Annotated in this window: 8 protein-coding genes; all 8 read left to right on the top strand. The window is 38.3% G+C overall.

The annotated features are described in order from the left end of the window. Positions 1-269: 269 nt before the first annotated feature. Positions 270-1577, top strand: a complete 1308-nt coding sequence (locus IEX29_RS25560) for a Na+/H+ antiporter family protein (protein ID WP_188738553.1) — start codon at positions 270-272, stop codon at positions 1575-1577. 60 nt (positions 1578-1637) lie between these two features. Then, positions 1638-2420, top strand: coding sequence for a delta-lactam-biosynthetic de-N-acetylase (gene pdaA, locus IEX29_RS25555; protein WP_188738551.1), 783 nt, complete (start codon positions 1638-1640; stop codon positions 2418-2420). 399 nt (positions 2421-2819) lie between these two features. After that, a complete protein-coding gene (locus IEX29_RS25550; protein WP_188738550.1) occupies positions 2820-4964 on the top strand; it encodes an ATP-dependent Clp protease ATP-binding subunit in 2145 nt (714 codons plus the stop codon). A 744-nt stretch (positions 4965-5708) separates the two neighbouring features. Further along, positions 5709-6707 carry a LytR/AlgR family response regulator transcription factor gene (locus IEX29_RS25545; protein WP_188738548.1) on the top strand — a complete coding sequence of 333 codons (999 nt, stop codon included), beginning with the start codon at positions 5709-5711 and terminating at the stop codon, positions 6705-6707. Positions 6708-6788: 81 nt separating this feature from the next. After that, a complete protein-coding gene (locus IEX29_RS25540) occupies positions 6789-9821 on the top strand; it encodes a hybrid sensor histidine kinase/response regulator (protein WP_188738546.1) in 3033 nt (1010 codons plus the stop codon). Positions 9822-10122: 301 nt separating this feature from the next. Continuing rightward, complete coding sequence (locus IEX29_RS25535; RefSeq protein WP_229720395.1) at positions 10123-10278, top strand: hypothetical protein; 156 nt, start codon at positions 10123-10125, stop codon at positions 10276-10278. A gap of 149 nt (positions 10279-10427) precedes the next feature. Then, on the top strand, positions 10428-13535 hold the full coding sequence (locus tag IEX29_RS25530; RefSeq protein ID WP_188738542.1) for a hybrid sensor histidine kinase/response regulator: 3108 nt from the start codon (positions 10428-10430) through the stop codon (positions 13533-13535). Positions 13536-14119: 584 nt separating this feature from the next. Next, positions 14120-21547, top strand: coding sequence for a Cna B-type domain-containing protein (locus IEX29_RS25525; RefSeq protein WP_188738540.1), 7428 nt, complete (start codon positions 14120-14122; stop codon positions 21545-21547). The last annotated feature ends 25 nt before the right edge of the window (positions 21548-21572 follow it).

The following is a 21572-nucleotide window of genomic DNA, read 5'->3' as shown; positions in this document are numbered from 1 at the left end:
AAGAACAGGATTGTGGCCGGGACTACGATTTCTCGCCCCGCCAGAATCATTGAGATTATTTTTATCCAATTATAAGTTCTAAGATTTCTTATTCCAATAATAAAGGATTGTCTAAAGGCAGTCCTTTTTATTAATTTCTGACAAAAACTTGCTGCCTCTATGCGTCGGCATTTCATAAGATGTATAAAAATCCCTTGCAATTTTATCTTTCCTGCTTTATCATGATAAAGTATTAAAGAATTTGATGGTTATTTATTGGAGGAAGAAACATGGAATGGGTTGTTCTTTTAGCAGTCCTGTTAATGACTGTTTTATGTTTATTAAAGGTAAATGTTATTTTATCTATTTTGATTTCAACGATTGCTGCCGGATTAATGACCGGATTAGGGTTTACAGATTCTGTTAAGTTAATGGTTGCCGGAATGGGTGACTCTGCAAATACAGCACTCAGTTATATTTTATTAGGTGCTTTTGCAGTTGCCATCAGCTACACAGGCATTACAAAAATATTAGTGAATTTTATTATCCGTATATTAACAGGGAAGAAAACAATGATGCTATTTGCGTTAGCTGGTGTTGCGTGTTTATCACAAAATTTAGTACCGGTACATATCGCTTTTATTCCTATTTTAATACCTCCCTTATTAAAATTATTTGATCAAATGCGGATGGATCGCCGGGCAGTTGCGGTGGCATTGACATTTGGCTTGAAAGCACCCTATATTATGATTCCGGTAGGATTCGGCCTGGTTTTCCAGGACTTGATTTTAAAAGGGGTAAATTCAAACGGTGCGGAAATTACTTTGCATGAAGTAACATTATCGATGCTGTTACCCGGTGCCGGAATGATTGTTGGATTGTTAATTGGAATCTTATTTACTTATAGAAAAGATAAAAATCCTAAAGATACAGTAAAAGAAAATAAAATTAAACCAGAGGATTTAGTAGAAGAAGTAACTTTCAATAGACAGCATGTCATGACGATTATTGCAATTATATTAGCGCTTATTGTCCAAATTATTACACAGGATTTGATTTTGGGAGCATTAACTGGAATTATTGCTATGTTCCTTCTGGTAGCTTTACCATTTAAAGATTTGGACCGGGTGATGACAGAGGGTATCTCCATGATGGCTACCATCGCTTTTATTATCCTGGTTGCTGCAGGATTTGCAAATGTCCTGCAGAAAACCGGAGCAATAGGAGAATTAGTGGAAGTATCGATTTCTGCGCTGGGAGATAATAAACCGCTGACTGCGTTTGTATTATTATTACTGGGATTGGTTATTACGATTGGTATTGGAACTTCCTTTGGAACTATTCCAATTATTGCTGCCTTATTTGTTCCAATTTGCCTTGCCGCCGGATTCTCACCGCTTGCGACAGCATCTTTAATTGGAACAGCGGGAGCATTGGGAGATGCAGGCTCTCCAGCTTCAGACAGTACGCTCGGACCAACCTCGGGACTTAATGCAGACGGAAAGCATGATCATATCTGGGGCACCTGTGTACCGACATTTATACACTACAATATTCCTTTATTTATTTTCGGCTGGATTGCGGCGATGGTATTATAAAAAGCGTATAAAAGTAGAAGCAATAGGAAAAGGTAAGAGAAAAACTGGGGTGGGATTTAAATGAAACAAACAATCGCTTTCCTGTTATCACTTATCTTTTTCTTTTGTGCTTTCACAGGGAATACAGCCTTTGCGTATGGATGGGGCTATCAGAAAAATAATAACCACACTCCGCCGGAGATAGGAACATATCAGGAAGTATTAGATAAGTACAATGCGTTCTATCTGGATGACAGCGGGGAGAAAAATCTTTATCTTACCTTTGATAATGGCTATGAGCAGGGCTTTACCTCTGACATCTTAGATGTATTAAAGAAAGAAGAAGTTCCTGCAACTTTTTTTGTAACAGGGCATTATGTAGAAAGTGAGCCTGATTTAGTCAAAAGGATGGTGGAGGAAGGGCATATTATCGGTAATCATTCATACCACCACCCAGACTTTACAATTATGAATAAGGAAGCCATTAAAAAAGAACTGACCGACTTAGAGCAGGCAGTAGCCGAGGTAAGTGATCAGGACGAATTAATATTTGTCAGACCTCCTCGGGGGACATTCAGTTCAGATACATTAAAATGGTCAACAGAACTCGGTCTGGTGCATGTATTTTGGTCACTGGCCTTTAAGGATTGGGAAACAAACTCACAAAAAGGTGCAGATTATGCTTATGATGAGATTATGAAACAGATCCATCCCGGAGCAATTATTCTACTGCATGCTGTCTCCAGCGATAATGCAGCTGCCTTGGAAAAAGTAATTCAGGATTTAAAGGAAGAAGGATATCAATTTAAAAACCTAGATGATTTATGGATGCGCAAGCAATTGCCGAAGCAGTTTCCTTATTAAAAGAAACTGTCCTTTTATAGAAGAAAACGTAAATAGTCAGAAGAATATATGCTGATAAAACGTTATGCTTCTAAAAGGACAGTTTTTTTGATATACTGCAAAAACAAATCCTTCTTATAGAAAAGAAAAATCATTCCTTTCATAAGAAATTTGTGTTTCTAAACCTCTTTGACCAAAAATCTGATAAATGAATAATTTGCTGAATCTCTTATGTGACATGGGATTAGCCTATATTGAATCTATCATAAATACAAAAGGTCAAAAAAAATAAAAAAAATTTGACTAAAACACTTGAAAGTCAAAGAAGGTCAGAGTATAATGTAATTATAGTCAAAGATAGTCAAAGTCAAAACAACGGATAAATAAGCTATCTGACTAATTTAGAAGGAGGAATGAGAAATGAAATGTCAAAACTGTGGACACAATGAGGCAACGATTAACGCACAAATGCAAATGAATGGACAACGTATGGAAGTGCATCTTTGCCAAGAATGCTTACAAGAATTACAAGGAAATATGATGAACAGTGACTTTTTCTCTAATTCTCCATTTGGCAATATGGATCAATCATTTGCCAACAACTTTTTCCAAGGTAATCAGCAAAGTGGTGCGAGTGCACGCACTAGAACAAAACAAAAATCAAACAATGGAAATGGCTTAATTGATCAGTTAGCAAAAAATATTACTGATCAAGCACGAGCAGGGAAGATTGATCCTGTCATTGGTAGAGATAAAGAAATTAAACGAGTTATTGAAACATTAAATAGAAGAAATAAAAACAATCCGGTATTAATCGGTGAACCAGGTGTTGGTAAAACAGCAATTGCAGAAGGCTTAGCAGTAAATATTATTGAAGGTAATGTACCTGCAAAATTGATGAACAAGGAAATTTATTTACTGGATGTGGCTTCTCTGGTTGCTAATACTGGTATCCGCGGTCAATTTGAAGAGCGGATGAATAAACTGATTGCTGAATTGCAGGAACGTAGTGATGTGATCGTATTTATTGATGAAATTCATCTTCTTGTCGGCGCAGGTACAGCAGAAAGCTCCCAAATGGATGCTGGCAACATCTTGAAACCGGCTCTTGCACGGGGGGATTTGCAGGTAATCGGTGCAACAACATTAAAAGAATACCGTCAAATTGAAAAAGACGCAGCCTTAGAACGACGCTTGCAGCCGATTATTGTAAAAGAACCTTCCTTAGAGGATGCAGTGAAAATTCTCAAAGGAATTAAAGATCGTTATGAAAAATTCCATGAAGTCCATTACTCTGATGAAGTAGTTGAAGCTTTTGTCAGCTTATCCAACCGCTATATCCAGGACCGATTCTTACCGGATAAAGCAATCGACTTAATGGATGAAGTTGGTTCCAGATTGAACCTGGAAAACGCTCAGAAGGATTCTGAATCCTTACAACAGCATTTAGATGAAGTTGTCGCACAAAAACAGGAAGCAGCAGAAAAAGAAGATTATGAGCGTGCAGCAAATCTTCGTTATCAGGAAATCCAATTACAAAAACAATTGGAAAAAGCAGAAGACGGTGAGAAAGTACTGGATGTAGATATTTCTGATATTCAATTAATTGTAGAAGAAAAAACGGGCATACCAGTAACTAAAATGCAAAAAGACGAAAAAGAAAAAATGAAAAATTTGGCTGATGATCTTCGTGCCAAAGTAATTGGACAGGAAGAAGCAGTAGCAAAAGTTGCTAAATCAATCCGCCGCAGCCGAGCTGGGTTAAAAGCAAAAGAACGTCCAATCGGTTCCTTCTTATTTGTAGGTCCTACTGGTGTCGGAAAAACAGAATTGACAAAGGTACTGGCAGAAGAATTATTCGGTACAAGAGATGCACTGGTCCGTCTCGATATGAGTGAGTATATGGAAAAACACGCAGTGTCTAAAATCATCGGTTCGCCTCCAGGATATGTAGGTCATGAGGAAGCTGGACAGCTGACTGAGCGCATCCGCAGAAATCCATACTCTATTCTGTTACTGGATGAAATTGAAAAAGCTCATCCGGATGTGCAGAATACGTTCCTACAAATTATGGAGGACGGTCATTTAACAGATTCTCATGGCAGAAGAGTTAGCTTTAAGGATACAGTCATTATTATGACAAGTAATGCCGGAACTGGCGAAAAGCAAATAAATGTCGGCTTTAACAGCAAAACACATGAATCAGTTACCACATTAGAAAATCTAAGCAACTATTTCAAACCAGAGTTTCTAAACCGTTTCGATGCGATTGTAAACTTTAATGAATTAAAAGAAGAAGATCTATTAAAAATTGTTGATCTGATGCTGCATGATTTAGAAGCAACTATGAAGGAAAACCAAATCAGCATCAACATCTCTGACGAAGCGAAACAGCGTCTTGTCAAATTAGGGTATGACCCACGTTTTGGTGCACGTCCATTACGCCGTGTTATCCAGGATAAAGTAGAGGATCAATTAACTGATTTAATTCTTGAAGGCGAAGAAGTAAAAGCAGTTCAAGTGGATGTAGATGATGAAGAAATTGTTGTTTCAAATGCATCTTAATAAACAATTAAAATAATTGCATAAGGCATATCAAATAAAATAAAGGCATATACAAAGATCAGCTGACCAATTTAATGGTTTAGCTGATCTTTTTTTGAAGAATAAGAAAGTGTATAAAAATGTTGAAGTCAGCCGCTCCAGAAATACACTACGCTTTCCGTGGGCTTGAGCTCAGCCTCCTCAAAAAAAGAAGAGCACTTTTTTCTGCGGGGTCTTCCCACTGCGCATTCCCACAGGAGTCTCCGTGTATTTCTTCCGCTAGAATCATCTTCTTTTCTTTGGAAGAAAACAAGTGAAACATATTTCTTCAAAGATGGGAGCGGAGGGAAGTCGACTCCTGCGGGAAAAGCAACAGGTGAAGACCCCGCAGGAAGCGGTTTGCTTCCGAGGAGGCTAAGCCGTTGCCCGCGGAAAGCGACTTCCCGCAGCGGACATCTCCTTGGCAAGAACACCAGTATTTCAAAGACGAAGTGATTTTCTTGGTTTTTCTTACTTCCGTAAATTAACAATTTAAATAATTTCAAAAACGAAAGCTTTATGAGTCAATATATGGTATAAAAAAATAGAAATAGTTTTTTTGTACTGGAATTATAATAAACTGCTTTATAAAAAAACGACGCTTCTTTTTGTATAGAATTTGTATAGAAATTTATTGGCCAAAGCCCTATTTACTATCATGTATGATATGTTTATATACTTTGTTTACCGGTTAAAGACAAACCTACTTTCTTAGGAGGCTATAAATTGAATATTTGTATCATTGATGATGAACATCTGGCTTTAGAATATTTAGATTTTCTTTTTAATAAAATGGAAGAAGTACAGGTTACAGGAAAATATAGCGATCCTGGAGATTTGATAAATCATGTACAAAGAGAAAGTATAGATGCTGTATTTATGGATATACATATGCCTGATATAAAAGGGATTGATTTAGCGGAAAAACTACTAAACATACAACCTTCCTTACAGATTGTTTTTGTAACGGCTTATAATGAATATGCAGTCAAAGCATTTGAATTAAATGCTTTGGATTATATCTTAAAGCCGGTTCAAAAAGAAAGGTTAGAGGTAACCATTCAGCGGATAAAAGAAAATAGTTACATAAATACTAATACAGAACAAGAATCTGTTAAAACAAAATATAAAATTAAGAATCTGGGAGCATTCCGTTTTTATATGGATAATAATCAGGTTGAAGTAAAGTGGAGAACAACCAAAGCAAAGGAGCTATTTGCTTATTTTGTACAGAATCACGAAAATACAATTCGAAAAGGTGAATTAACAGACTTAATGTGGAGCAATCTGCCTTGGGAGAGAGCCCATTCACAATTGTATTCCACGGTTTATCAAATTAGAAAGATGACACAGCAAATCGGAATGCCGATTAAAATATCCAGTCAGGATGAATTCTACCATATAACGATAGATGGTGTAGAAATTCAGTCTGTTGAGTGGAAAAGTGCAGCATTGGATCTATTGAGAGAGGATAATGTGTCTGTGTCTGCTTATTTTAAGCTGTTAGAAGCATATCAAGGAGATTATTTGGAAGAGATTGAAGCAGCATGGGTTTTAAAAGAAAGGAACAGCCTGAGAAAAATATGGCTGGAACTAATAGATAATTTGATTAAGCATATCATTTATTATGAGAAACCTTCATCATATAATGCTTCAAAATTAAGTGCGCTTGTAAGCTCTGATGATGAAGCCGCTATATTATTGAATAAAAAACTGCAGCATTAAGAAAGCCTTGTATCTCCAATCATACCTCTATGTCAGCTGCGACATAGAGGTTGAAAATTGTGCGTGGAAGAGTTGATGGAAATGAAAAAGAATTATATGCAGCTTGGGGTTATTCTGCTCCTCTTTATTATCTGTTTATCTACTTTCCGCATGGTTTGGATGGGGTTTTTTCAAAATGAGATACAACCCGAAATTCAGAATGGTGTACTTGATATACAATCCTGGGACCTGGGAGATAAAGAAACGCTTATTCTGGATGGAGAGTGGCAGTTCTATCCTTCTCAATTTATTATGGAGGAAGTAAGCAGGGCAGGGAGCGAATCAGAACTTTTAGATGTTCCTGAAGGCTGGAATGATATTTTAAATTCTTCTTTTGGTTACGGTACTTATCGATTACAAATCAAGGTTAACCCTGATCTGGATCAGAATTATGGATTATACATACCAAGTATCCGCAGTTCATCAGAAGTCTATGTTAATGGGCGAAAGCTGTCATCATCCGGCAAGATAGCTAAAACTGAAGAACAATATACTGCTAAAAATTTACCGCAGAACATAGTTTTTACGGCAGATGAAGAAGGAATAATTGATATTGTGATTCAAGCTGCCAACTATAAAGATACCAGAAGCAGCGGTCTCATCCGTTCTATGAAATTTGGAACGGAGCAGGCAATCTCAAACGGAACACAGATATCCAGTTATTTTCAAATCAGTATCATTGTTATCTTTTTAATTCATGCAGTGTACACATTTATTTTATATCTGATAGGAAACCGGGATAAGTATCTATTCTATTTTTCCATTTTAATGTTTTCGATAATTATAACTTCACTTTTAAGTAATGGAGATAAATTAATTCATCAGTTTCTCAATATATCTTATGATCTGGATTTTCGACTGGCAAACATGTTGCTGCTGGTGGGTTGTTATGCTTTACTGCAATGTACGAATCATATAGAGCTGCCATATTGGAGAAGAATATTTCCTTTTTATAAATGGAGTATATTTGGGATGATAGGGATAACTGCATTTTTATCAATACCGCAGATTTTGTTCTTATTTCCTGTTTATTACTTATTTGCTTTTATAGTAATTGTTGTTACATTTTGCTCTATTGCACGAATGTATAGACAAAACCCTGCGACTAATCTGTTCCTTGTACTCAGTTTTTTTGCAGTCGTTCATCATTATATATGGGATATAGCATGGAGGGAACAGAGTATATATTTAACCTTTTATCCATTTGATCTGATTGTTGCAGTGGTGTGTTACATTACTGTCTGGTTTAAAGGATATTTCCAAATGCATGAAGAGACCAAAGAATTGGCTGACAGTTTACAACGGATGAATCAGGAGAAGGATCAATTTCTTGCTAATACATCACATGAGTTTCGTAATCCTTTGAATAGTATATTGTTACTTTCTAAGGCTGTAATGGATAGGGAAGAGACAGTATTATCAGAGCGAAGTGCTGGTGAACTGAATACGGTATTGAATGTCGGAAAAAGAATGAACCTTTTATTAACGGATTTGCTGGAAGCGAGGGATTTAAACCGCATCAAACCGAGGCTGAATAAACAGGTAATCGCACTCGAACCTATTGCAACCGGAGTCCTGGACTTATTACAGCTCTCATCAGACATGAAGCAGCTGAAGATGGTTAATAAGATAGCAAAAGATTTCCCGGCAGTCTATGCTGATGAAAATCGTGTCACGCAAATTTTATTTAATTTAGTCGGGAATGCTGTTAAATATACAAACCAGGGCGGAGTGACAATATCCGCTGTAAAGAAAGAAAACTATGCAGAAATTCATGTGACGGATACAGGTATTGGGGTTAGCGGAGAGATGAAAAAACGGTTATTTCTTCCTTATGAGCAGGACAACGCAACAAGTGGAATGCAGGAAGGCGGGTTCGGTCTGGGGCTAAGTATTACCAAACAGCTGGTTGAGCTTCATGGAGGAGAAATATGGGCTTCATCGGAAGAAGCAGAGAAGACAACCTTTACATTTACCTTGGAGCTGGCTTCTCCACAAGCTGCTGTGCAGCTGCCCGAACAGTCTATACAGGCTGCTGTAAAGAGAGCAGAAAAAGGAGAAGCTGAATTACCACGATTAAATGATGGTCAGACTCCGGCTGTTTTACTGGTTGATGATAACCCTGCCAGCTTATTAGCACTAAATTCAATTTTATCGGAAGATAGGTATGATACGGTGGCTGTTACTGGTGCGAATCAAGCATTGGAAGAAATGAAGAAACGGGAATGGGATTTAGTTATTTCAGATATTATGATGCCGGAAATATCAGGCTATAAACTCACTGGTATGATACGGGAACGTTATTCACTGACAGAGCTCCCCGTCTTACTGCTAACCGGTGGAAATGCAGATATTCAGGCAGCTTTTCTGGCCGGGGCAAATGACTATATTACCAAACCAGTCGAGCCGGTTGAACTGAAAGCCCGGATGGATTCTCTAATAACAATGAAACGGGTGGCAGAGCAGCAGTTACAGTTTGAAACAGCATGGCTGCAGGCCCAGATACAGCCTCATTTTCTGTTTAATACACTGAATTCTATTTTGGCACTAAGTGAATGGGATGTTGAAGAAATGAGAAAGCTGCTCAATGAGCTTAGTAATTTCTTGAGAAGTAAATTTCGGTTCCAGCAACTGAAAGACCTGATACCTTTGGATGAGGAGTTAAATATTGTCCGTTCCTATTTATATATTGAGCAAGTACGTTTTGGAGAAGCTCTTCAGGTGAAATGGGAGCTGGAGGATTATCAAGGGATACATGTTCCGTTTTTATCTATTCAGCCATTAGTGGAAAATGCAGTGCAGCATGGTATTCGGAATAGACAGGGAAAAGGTACAGTAATAATCAGATTAAAAATAGATTCTGCACACTCTAAAGCAATAATTACTGTAGAAGATGACGGAGCAGGAATAGAATCAGCAGATATTCCGAAAATTCTACAGGGGGAATCTGGCAGTGAATCAGGAGTCGGTATCCTAAATGTAGAAAAAAGATTGCATCAGCATTATGGGAGAGGATTATTGATTGATAGTACTCTGAACAAGGGAACAAGCGTATCTTTTGAAATTGATATATAAATAAAACAAGACTTCATTCGGCGGAGGTGAACAAGCCCCGATCAGAATGGAGTCTTATTTTTTTATAATCATTGTATATTACTTAGTTGTATAGAATTTGTATATATTTCTTTGGGAATATAGCTGCTTGGAACTGTTAAGATTTGTATAGTTTATTAAAAAATAAATATATCCTGGAGAGTATACGACCGGCATTGGGTTGATTAATCATGCTCAAGCAGAAATGCGGATGCTGTATTTAAAAATATGCATTTACCAGCAGATGAAGTTTGATTTATTGTCATGTATGCTTGAATTGTACATGACATATCGTGAAAATAATCAGGAAGGTGATTCTATGCTGTATATTACTATCACTGACGATGAACATTTTAACGATGATTCACTTAGTTGTGCATTAGATTATTTGCGTCAGCCGTTTCCATGGAAAGTATACCCGAGTGTTGCAAACCTATAAGACTGTAGATATTTTATACACAAAGTCAATTCAATTAGGCGAAATTAGGCGTAGTTTATTATAATATATAAGTATATTATTTTGAAAATTAAAAATTAAATTTTTTATCACGTTTTAATGATCAAGACGGCTGACGGATGGAGATGCTAATGACAACTTCGACGAAAAAAATAAAGCTTAGCTATATATTTTACATATTATTATTTATCTTATTTCTGGTTGCCATGCGTTGGATTTGGTATGATCAGTTTTCATTTCCAAACCCTCCAAGCGTGAAGGATGGTGTGCTGGATTTACGAGGTATCGACGTTGAACATGTAAATACCTTCCCCATGAATGGAGAGTGGATGTTTTTTCCGGATCAGTGGATAGGTGCACCCAATATGAACGAAGCTTCGCAAGGGCAATTGCTGCAGGTGCCAGGCAACTGGACTGCGGCTATGCAAACTGCAAATAATGAAACATATGGATATGGGACCTACCATTTGCGTATTTTGCTTGATCAACCATTGTCGGAGCCGCTTAGTATTTGGTTCCAATCTATCTATACTGCTTCTGAGGTGGAAATTAATGGGGAACCACTTGCGAAACTCGGTAAACTTGCTGAAGGGAGAGATGAGCATGTTTCTGAAACGAGGCCATTTTTAGTATCCTATGATCAGGATGGACAAACTACGCTGGATCTCTTCGTTCGGGTAGCAAATTATGAGTCACCGCTTCAAGGTGGTCTGATCAAGTCAGTGCAGCTTGGTACGCATGAAAAAGTCAACCAAATGTACTTGAGTTCTATTGGTTTTCAGCTCATCGTTTGTGTTATTTTTCTACTCCATGCATTATATGCAGTAATCATTTATCTGATGGATGTACGAAAAAAAGAGTTTATTACATTTTTATTCATGATGATTACTGCAGCCATGACAATTGCATTTAATTATAACGGTTTTTTATACATGTTGATTCCTATCGATTTTGAATGGTTAGTGAGGTTAAAAGCTTTTGGATCCATCTGGTTTGCCTTTTGTGCCTTGCTGATGGCAAGAGTATTTATTGGGATTCATCATAAAAGCAAAATATTTTATAGTTATTTCTTCTTGCTGATTGCTTTTACTCTTTTCATTTTAGCAGGACCAGAAGAAATCGTACTCTATTCGATTGAGAAAGGCTACTACAGGATTTTTTATTACACTTCATTGCTTTGGACAGGCTATTATTTTATGAAGATGGTGCTAAACAAAGCGGAGGGTGCATTGTTTTTGTTATTTGCGGTTATTTCTGTATTTAGTAATGTTCTTTGGGGTTATGTATACTACGCTGGATCAGCACAGTTTATGTTTTATCCTATCGATTTGATTGCTGCGATTACAAGCTTCTCTGCTTATTGGTTTAAAAGATATTTTCATAATTCAAATAAAGTTTCGTTGCTCAATACACAATTGACTGAAGCAAACAGGTTAAAGGACCGCTTTCTTGCTAATACATCACATGAACTGCGTACACCACTACATGGCATTATGAACATTGCCCAGAGTGTGCTGACCAGAAAGAAGCATGTGCTGGATGAACAAAGTCAACGAGACATGGATCTGCTTATTAAAGTTAGCCGCCAGATGTCTCACATGGTTAACGACTTGTTGGATGTCATCAGATTGCAGGATAAACAGATTGCCATTCGCAGGACAGAAGTGAGCGTTCAGTCCGTTGCTACAGGGATTCTGGATATGTTGCGGTTTTTGACGGACGATACGAAAGTGGATCTGCGGATGAATATAAAGGATAATTTGCCAAACGTTTATGCGGATGAAGAGCGGTTGGTGCAGATTCTCATTAATCTAGTACATAATGCATTAAAGCATACGAAAGAAGGAACGGTTGAGCTTTCAGCAAAACATGACAATGGACATGTGTGGATCCATGTAAAAGATACAGGCTCAGGTATGGATGAAGCGACGCAAAAGCGTGTATTTATAAGATATGAGCAAGAGACTTTTGGCGAAGGGGGTCTCGGACTTGGGCTTAATATTTGTAAAGAACTGATTGAATTGCATGGCAGCGAGTTAATTGTGCAGTCGCAATTAGGTAAAGGGAGTGTATTTAGCTTTAAATTGCCCATTTTTGATGAGAGTCTGCAATCATCCCTTCCTGTTAATACGAGGAAGATTGAGCTTCCATTTAAAGATGAACTAGCACAAATCACTGGAGAAATGGCATATGATATTAAAGAAATTCGTCAAATTCAAATGCCTCAAACAAGCACCGAGCGATTCCACATACTAGTGGTTGATGATGATTCAGTTAATTTAAAGGTAATCACTCATATTTTATCAAGTGAGGACTATCAGATAGTAACGGTGAATTCTGCAAGTGAAGCGATGGATAAGCTGCACGATGAGCAGTGGGATCTCGTTATTGCCGATGTTATGATGTCAGACACATCAGGATACGAACTGACGCGAATGATTCGTAAACGATTCTCGATGTTTGAAATGCCTATTATTCTACTCACCGCACGTGGTGAACCCGAAGATATTTATGCGGGTTTTCTTGCTGGAGCAAATGATTATGTCACAAAGCCTGCGGATGGCTTAGAATTAAAGTACCGCTCCTGGTCACTCTCATCATTGAAGAGGGCGGTCAATGATCGTTTAAGTATGGAGGCAGCTTATTTACAAGCGCAAATTCAACCGCATTTTCTTTTTAATACATTGAATTCAATTCTGGCGTTGAGTTATATCGATATGGAAAAGATGCGGACGCTTGCAGAGGTATTCGCATCGTATTTGCGAATTAGTTTTGAATTTTTGACTGCTAGCAAGCTAGTGCCGTTGTCAAGAGAGCTTGAACTGGTGGAAAACTACCTATATATCGAACAGCAGCGTTTTGGAGAACGACTGCAGGTAAAATGGGAAATGGATACAGATATAGATACTGAAATGCTCGTTCCTCCACTTATTGTACAACCATTAGTGGAGAACTCAGTTCGACATGGTATTTTAAATCAGATGGAAGGTGGAACGCTGCGCATTCGAATTGAGAAGCGGGCAGATGCAGTCCATTTTTTTGTCATAGATTCAGGGAGTGGAATGGATGATGAACAGATTAGAATGTTATTAAGCCCAGAAAATAAAGAACATCGAGGGATTGGGCTGTTTAATACACATAGCCGGTTGACCCGAGTGTATGGGCAAGGATTGCACATTCGAAGTAAGCTTGGTGAAGGAACAACGGTATCTTTTATTATTTCTGACAAGATGCGGTAGGAAAGAAGCGGAATTTGAACTATAAAGGGACAGGTACCTCGTCTGGTGATTGCTGAATCAGCCGGATGTTGATCGGAAATTAAAAAAATATATATGTCGAGAATTCAAAAAACTTCATTTTGTTAAGCGAAAAAAACGCTTTCGCTTAACAAAATGAAGTTTTTTTGATTTGGTATATCCAAATATTGTAATAGTTAAGATTAGTTGGATGTATAGAATTTGTATATATACATACTATTCTCTGGGACATATTCAGTAAGTTATTATGAAAATGACTACAAGGTCTCATTTTCAGTAACTTGATATTAATTGTAATTTTCTTCAAAAAAATTAGCAAAAAGATGCTGTATAGGGGATGAATATGTAGTCAAAAGAGACCTTAAAATATTTCTGTCAGTTGGATAAAGATTAATGTCAGGGCGTTTTCTTGAATAGTAAGAATCTATTCATCTATTAGATAACGTTCTTTTATGCTTTATCTTCGGGCCAGAAATTATTTTAAAGATATAAAAGCATTGGGAGGTGTTGGGTTTCACTATTCCAGCAGTTAATAAAAATAAAAAAGAAAAGGGGGACTGGACTAATTGAAGAGAAGAGCAAAAAGAGTCAGTATATTTATGATTTTTCTTCTAGTTATGCAGTCATTTGTAACAGGTTTTGCACCAATACAGACGGCATACGCAGAAGGAAACAAAAATGATACGTTCTTTGATTTTGAAAGCATTTCTGAAAACTCTTTTACCGAGGAAGAAAATGGTCGGTTTCTACATATAGACTGGTCGCTTGCAGGCTATGATTTAGAAGATGTAAGCCAAACTGTAGATTTCGATTCTTCTGTAGCATTAGCAGAGCAGGAGGGCACAATATCTCTGGAAGGAGAAGCTGTGGAAATTGCCTCCTTTAAAACAACAGAAGATGTGATTCAGGTCACATTTAATGAAGCAGCGCTGGAGTATCCGGAAGCTGAAGGTAGAGTAAAGCTGCAGGTGCCTGTAGAAGAGGAAGTTGTTGAAGAAGAAATCACGGAAGAATCTGTTGAGGGGTCAACTGAAGAAACGGGTGAGGAAGGAACCGAAGAAGCGGTAGAGGAAGAAGCAGCTGAAGAAGGAACCGAAGAAGCAATAGAGGAAGAAGCGGTTGAAGAAGGAACCGAAGAAGCGATAGAGGAAGAAGCAGTTGAAGAAGGAACCGAGGGAGCAGTAGAGGAAGAGGCGGCTGAAGAAGAAAACACTGCGGCTTCTGCTGCATTTAATGTTGGGCCACAAGCTGAACTGGGAAATATCTTTACCTTTGAAAGTTTGAAAATTGATGGTCAAGCGATTGAAGATGGTGACATTATTTCCATCACTGAGGGTACTATTGCAGATCTTAGATTCAGCTGGCATACACAAGGGAGAAATGCGAAGGCTGGTGACACAGCTGAGATTGGTCTTTCTGCTGCCTTTATGACAGTTACTACACCAGTTCAAGATCTCATAGTTGAAGGAACAAAGGTAGGAACCTACCATGTTGAAGACGGCGTTTTAAAATTTGTATTTGATGAGGGCATTGAGACTTCAGACGTCCAAAATGGATTTGTCAATCTTGGCTTAGAGTTCAACTTAGATAAATTCAGAGAAAATATTGAACAAGAGATTCCGTTCAATGACGGTCACGAAAATAACATAACTGTTATTGCCCGCCCCCATATAGAACATAACGGTATTGAAAAAGAAGGACATCCCGATACGGACCATGATGCAAGAGAAATTACATGGACGATTGACGTAATCAATACCAATGATGAAGAGATAACGGGGGCAACATTAGCGGATAACATTCCCGATGGATTAGGTGAAGCCAGAGATTTTGTTATCCATAAGCTAAACATTGGCTTTGATGGGGATATAAGTGAAGGTGATGATGTAACATCGACTTTTAATCCATCAGAATTCCCAATTGGTTTAGGTGAAATCGCACCTTTTAATGGCTATCGTGTCCAATATACGACAACTATTGAAAATTATGCAGCAGAATCATTTACTAATGATGCAACCTTTAAATACGGTGAAAAAAGTTTACCAGCTGATGCAACCGTTGGAGGATTGACAAGAAGTAATCCGATTGAAAAGGATGGTTGGCAAGATGGAGACAGCGATGTTATTCAATGGCAAATTGATGTTAATAAAAATGGAAGCTTGATTAGTAATGCGATTATAGAAGATAGCCTTCCTGCCGGTTTAACCGTAGACCCGGATAGTATCCAGGTGGTTAGAATTACACAAAGTGGCGGCAACTGGGTAGAAGGAGATGCTCATGGAGATTCGTTTACAGGATTTCCGATAAATTTAGGGGCATTAGGGCAGGATGATGCCTATAGAATTAAATTTAAAACAGATATTAATTGGGCGGATGTCAACAATAGCACTTATCAAAAAGATAATGGCTTCTTAAATGTAGCAACCCTAAAAGATGGTGAAAATGAATTAAATAGTGATGATGCAACAGTTAATATTGTTAGAGACCCTGTTCTTCGTAAAGAAGGGGTATCGAATGTCGATTATGAAAATAAAACGATTAGCTGGACGATTCACGTTAATGAAGCAGGACATCCAATTGGAAATGTAGTGCTGACAGATTTAATTCCGGAAGGGTTAGCAATTTCTGAAAGTGATATTGTAATCACTGATGAAGAAGGCAATTCTTATACTCCTGTTAACATCAGCCTTAATCCTGATGCTGATGGTGGAACAGCAGTTGTTATTAACTTGGGAGATGTAGGTACACACAAGCTGAAGGTAGAATATACAACTGCGATTACCGATTTCACTAAAAATAATTTTAATAATGGTGTAGGGATGATAGGAGACGGTGTTGGGGAAGCCGGAGAAAATAGTAACGCAGAAATCAAGCCGGCAGCTAACACCTATGGTAAGAGTTTCCGGGGAATAGACTATAATGCCAAAACGATTAATTGGCAATTAAATGTTAATCCGAGAAGAGAAGCAATCGATACGCTTGTAATAGAAGATACCTTCCCAAATAAAGGAATGATTTTATTACCAGGCTCAGTAGAAGTGAAGCATGCTGGAAATTCGCTTGTAAAAGGTACAGATTATATTCTTGCCCCTAGAACTGAAGATGGTGAAACAGGATATCACAAAGGATTTACTATCACGCTTCTAGACAATGCATTACCACTAAATGGCGGACAGCTGAGTGTTGATTATCAAACTTCTTATAATCCGCAAGAAGTGGTGGATGGTAATACACTCGATCCTCACATATCTCGTGTAGGCGGGGAAAATCAAGATGGAGCCAGACTTTATGTCAATCGTGCCCATTTTGAGGGAGAAACGGTAAATGGGAACCCGATTGACGAAACTCGCAACGCTGAAACAAGGGTGAGGGAAGATTCCTGGAACAGTGGTAAAAAAGAAGGTCAGTTAGTCCATTTTGATGATGAAGGTAATGCAGTAAATGGCTGGGCAAGCGGCAGTGAAAGAAAAATCGCCTGGCAGCTGTATACAAACTATCAAGAACAAAACCTTGGAACAGGTATTAGCATAACAGATGAGTTAGATTATGCTGGAAATATCGATGAGGGTAGTATTAAAGTATCTGTTTATGATGTAGCCGCTAATGGGGAAACGACTATAACGGGAAGTGTACTAGACCCTGATAGTTATTCAATAACTGTTCAAGGAGGCAAGTTTACCTTAACTTTTGCTGAAGGCTTCGAATTGACAGAAAGGTATGCTATTGAATTTACTACATCAGTACCAGATATCTCAAAGTCAATCTATACCAATAACGCAACTGTTACAGCTGGAGGGGTAGAATATCCTTACTCAGCAACCCTGAATTATAGTGAATATGATGATTTCTTAGCTAAAAGAGCAATAAATTCAGATGGTAATCGCGTATTCACAGGGGATGAAGTTGAATGGGAAGCAACGGTCAATAAAAGCCTATCTATTATTAAAAATGCTGTAATTACGGATACGCTAAGTCCTGGTCACGTATATTTATCAGACAGTCTTGAAGTCTATAAAACGCAGGATTTGGATAATGCTCTGATAGAAGGAACAGACTATACACTTGATGTCAGCACAACAGATGATGGTGAAAATGTTTTAACTATCAACATGACCGAAGATTTGCACGACAGCTTAGTTTTAAAATATACAACTGTTGTAACGGCAACAGATGGTGAAATTGGCAACAAAATTTCATTAGATGGAACTGCAATGGATCAGCAAGTTGTAAATTCTGATAAATTAAACGCTAGGCAATTCTCTGACGCAGGTGGTGAATGGGCGCCTAACAGAGGAGCTTTAAGTGTTACTAAAGTAGATTCAGAAACGGAAGAAACAATCACAAACGAAGCTACCTTTACACTGTGGTACGATTTAAATGGTGAAAGAGTCCAATATACACAAGAAGAAGCATTTACTACGGTAGATGGTGTCCTTGAGATAGGAAACTTACCGCTTAGAACGTATTATTTAGTAGAGAAGGAAGCACCGACGGGATATGTTATTTCTGAGGAAGAAATAGAAATTGTTGTTAATAAAGCGTTTGGTAACAACGAAGAGAATATTGTTTCAACTACTTTTGAAAACACCAAGGAAAAAATTGACGTAACAGGAACGAAAGAGTGGCAGGGTGGAGAAAATCAAAGACCAGAATCCATCGACCTGCAATTATTTAGAAATGGTGAAGCTCTTGGCGAACCTATAACTTTAGAAGCTGGAAAAACAGAATATACTTGGTCTGATTTAGATAAAACAGATATTGACGGTAACGCGTACGAATATACTGTCGATGAAGTAAATGTTCCTGATAATTACGAAAAGTCTATTTCAGAAGATGGATTAACGATCACAAATGAATTTGTATCTCCAAGTATAGATATTCCAGTAGAAAAAGTCTGGGATGACGCGAATAACCAAGACGGTAATCGTCCTGAATCTATTGAAGTTACTTTACTTGCAAATGGCGAGAAAACGGATGTAGAAAATGTCATTTTGAGTAATGAAAATGGATGGCAAGGCTCGTTTACGAATTTACCGGAGCTGGATAACAGTGGAGATAAGATTACTTACACCGTTGCAGAAGTGAATGTACCAGAGCAGTATGAAAGTAATATTGCCGGAGAAGCAGCTGATGGTTTTGTAATCACAAATAGCTATACACCAGGAATTGTAGAAATCCCGGTAGAAAAAGTATGGGAGGATACAAATAACCAGGATGGGGCACGTCCAGATGGAATTATCGTTAGACTGTTGGCAGACGGTGAAGCAACAGTGCGTTTTATCATCTTGAATGAAGCAAATAATTGGGAAGGCTCCTTTACCGATTTAGATGAATATCAAGATGGAGAAAGAATTAACTATACTGTTGTGGAATCAAATGTTCCTGCAAAATATGAAAGTGCTATTAGTGGGGATTCTGAAGACGGCTATACCATCACCAACAGCTATACACCAGAATTGACAGATATTCCAGTAGAAAAAGTCTGGGATGACGCTGATAATCAAGATGGAGCACGACCAGATAGTATTACAATTCATCTCTATGATGACCGTTCACAGGTAGTCGACACGCAAAAAATCACACCTGATGAAGATGGAAATTGGTCGCATGTTTTTGAGAATTTACCAAAATATCGTGACGGACATGAAATTGTGTACAGAGTAGCTGAGGATACAGTAGAAGATTATTCCACTGCTATTTCAGACAACGGTACTGGCACAATTACTGTAACGAATGAACATACTCCAGAGCAGACATCTGTTACTGTAAATAAACTCTGGAATGATGCGAATAATCAAGATGGTCAACGTCCGGATAATATTCGTATTCAATTACTTGCAGACGGGGAAGCCTTAGGAAGTGAGGTACTCGTTACAGCAGAAGATAATTGGTCTTATACGTGGTCCGGTTTAGATGCGAATCGTGAAGGTGGAGAAGCAATTACGTATACGGTGGAAGAAGTTGATGTTCCAGCAGGATATGAGTCAGAAATAAATGACGAAAATCATGGAGCTATTACGATTACGAACAGCCGTGAGCCGGAACTGATTAATATCCCCGTTTCAAAAGTATGGGATGATGCAGACAATCAGGATGGCGTCCGTCCAAACAGCGTGACTGTAAATGTCATCAATGATTTATCTGAGATTGTTGACACAATTGAATTGAATGAAGATAACGATTGGACGCATACGTTTAAGAATTTGCCAAAAAATCGTAATGGCGAAGAAATTAGTTATCGTGTAACAGAAAATAAGGTAGAAAATTATTCTACAGAACTGGGAACAAGTGTTGATGGTAATGTAACAATCACAAATGCCTACACACCGGAACAGACTTCTGTTACAGTTTTAAAAGGATGGAACGATAATGATAATCAGGATGGCATTCGTCCTGAACAGATTGAAGTTCAATTGTATGCAGGGGAAAATGAAGTTGGAGATAAGGTTATCCTATCTGCAGAAAATAACTGGATGCATACATGGTCAGAGCTGGACGCATACCAAAATGGCGGCGAAGAAATTGACTACACGGTCAAAGAAGTATCTGTACCAAAAGGCTATGAAGTTTCTATCAATGATGCAGACCATGGAAATATCATGTTAACCAACCATCATGAATCAGAACTAATTGATTTAGAAGGAACAAAAACATGGGAAGATGCCGATGACCAAGACGGCAAACGCCCAGAATCAATTACTGTTCGTTTATCAGCAAATGGTAACGAAGTAAATTCTGTGGAAGTTTCAGAGGAATCTGACTGGAGCTATGCCTTTACTAACCTGCCAAAATTCGAGAACGGGGAAGAAATTAATTATACTGTTCAAGAAGATAACGTAGAAGATTACTCTGCTGAAATTAATGGTATGGATATCACCAACAGCTATGAACCGGAACAAACAAGTATCAATGTTGTAAAAAGCTGGAATGATGCAAACAATAAAGCTGGCGCCCGTCCGGAGTCGATTACAGTAAAACTGCTGGCAAATGGTGAAGAAACAGGCAAAGAAGCTATTCTAAGCAATGATACTAACTGGCAGACAGACTTCAGAGGCTTGGACGTATATGCAAATGGAAGCTTAATTGAATATACTGTTGAGGAAGAAGACGTTCCAAATTATGAAAGTAATGTAACAGTTAATGAAGAGAACACTTATAACTTCACAGTAACAAACAATTATAATCCAGCAAAAGTAAGTGTAGGAGACTATGTATGGTTCGATGAAAATAAAGATGGTCTACAAGACGAAACCGACATTCCGCTTGAAGGAGTTGTCTTAACGATTGAAGATGAAGAAGGAAACCCGGTAACGGATGTCTATGGAAATCCAGTAGGACCAGTAACGACGGATGAAAATGGCTACTATATCTTTGAAAACCTGCCAATCGATAAAACGTACATTGTACGGATTGACAGAGAAGCATCTAAAGAAGCCTTGAAAGGATATGTACCAACCCTGGAAGAGGCAGGCGATGATAATTCCATTGATTCCTCTTTATGGTTTGCGGTATCCCGTCATTTAACAGAAGACGGAGACCATGATCCGACGTTAGATTTTGGTTTTGTAAAAGCAGATCCAGAAGAGCCCGGTAAGGAGCCAGAGGAGCCTGGTAAAGAACCAGAAGAACCTGGCAAGGAACCGGGAGAAGACCCAGGCAAAGAGCCGGGAGAAGATCCAGGTAAAGAGCCGGGAGAAGATCCAGGCAAGGATCTAGGAGAAGATCCAGGCAAGGATCCAGGAGAAGATCCAGGCAAGGATCCAGGAGAAGATCCAGGCAAGGATCCAGGAGAAGATCCAGGTAAAGGATCAGCTGAAGCTTCAGGTAAAACGGATTCAGGTGTTTCTGAAGGAACAGATAAAGGTGATGGTGAAACATTGCCAGGTACAGCAACATCTATGTTCAACTTATTGCTTATCAGCTTAGGTTTATTGGGAGCCGGTGCAATCTTAGTTATTGTCAACCGCTTCCGTAACCGTTCATCTGACAGGTAAAACAGGGCTTCATTTGGAAGAAGGA

It is taken from the genome of Oceanobacillus neutriphilus, from assembly GCF_014645515.1.
Classification (GTDB): Bacteria; Bacillota; Bacilli; order Bacillales; family Amphibacillaceae; genus Oceanobacillus; species Oceanobacillus neutriphilus.
Note: the sequence above shows the minus strand (reverse complement) of the source record. Positions and strands in the feature narration are given on the sequence as shown.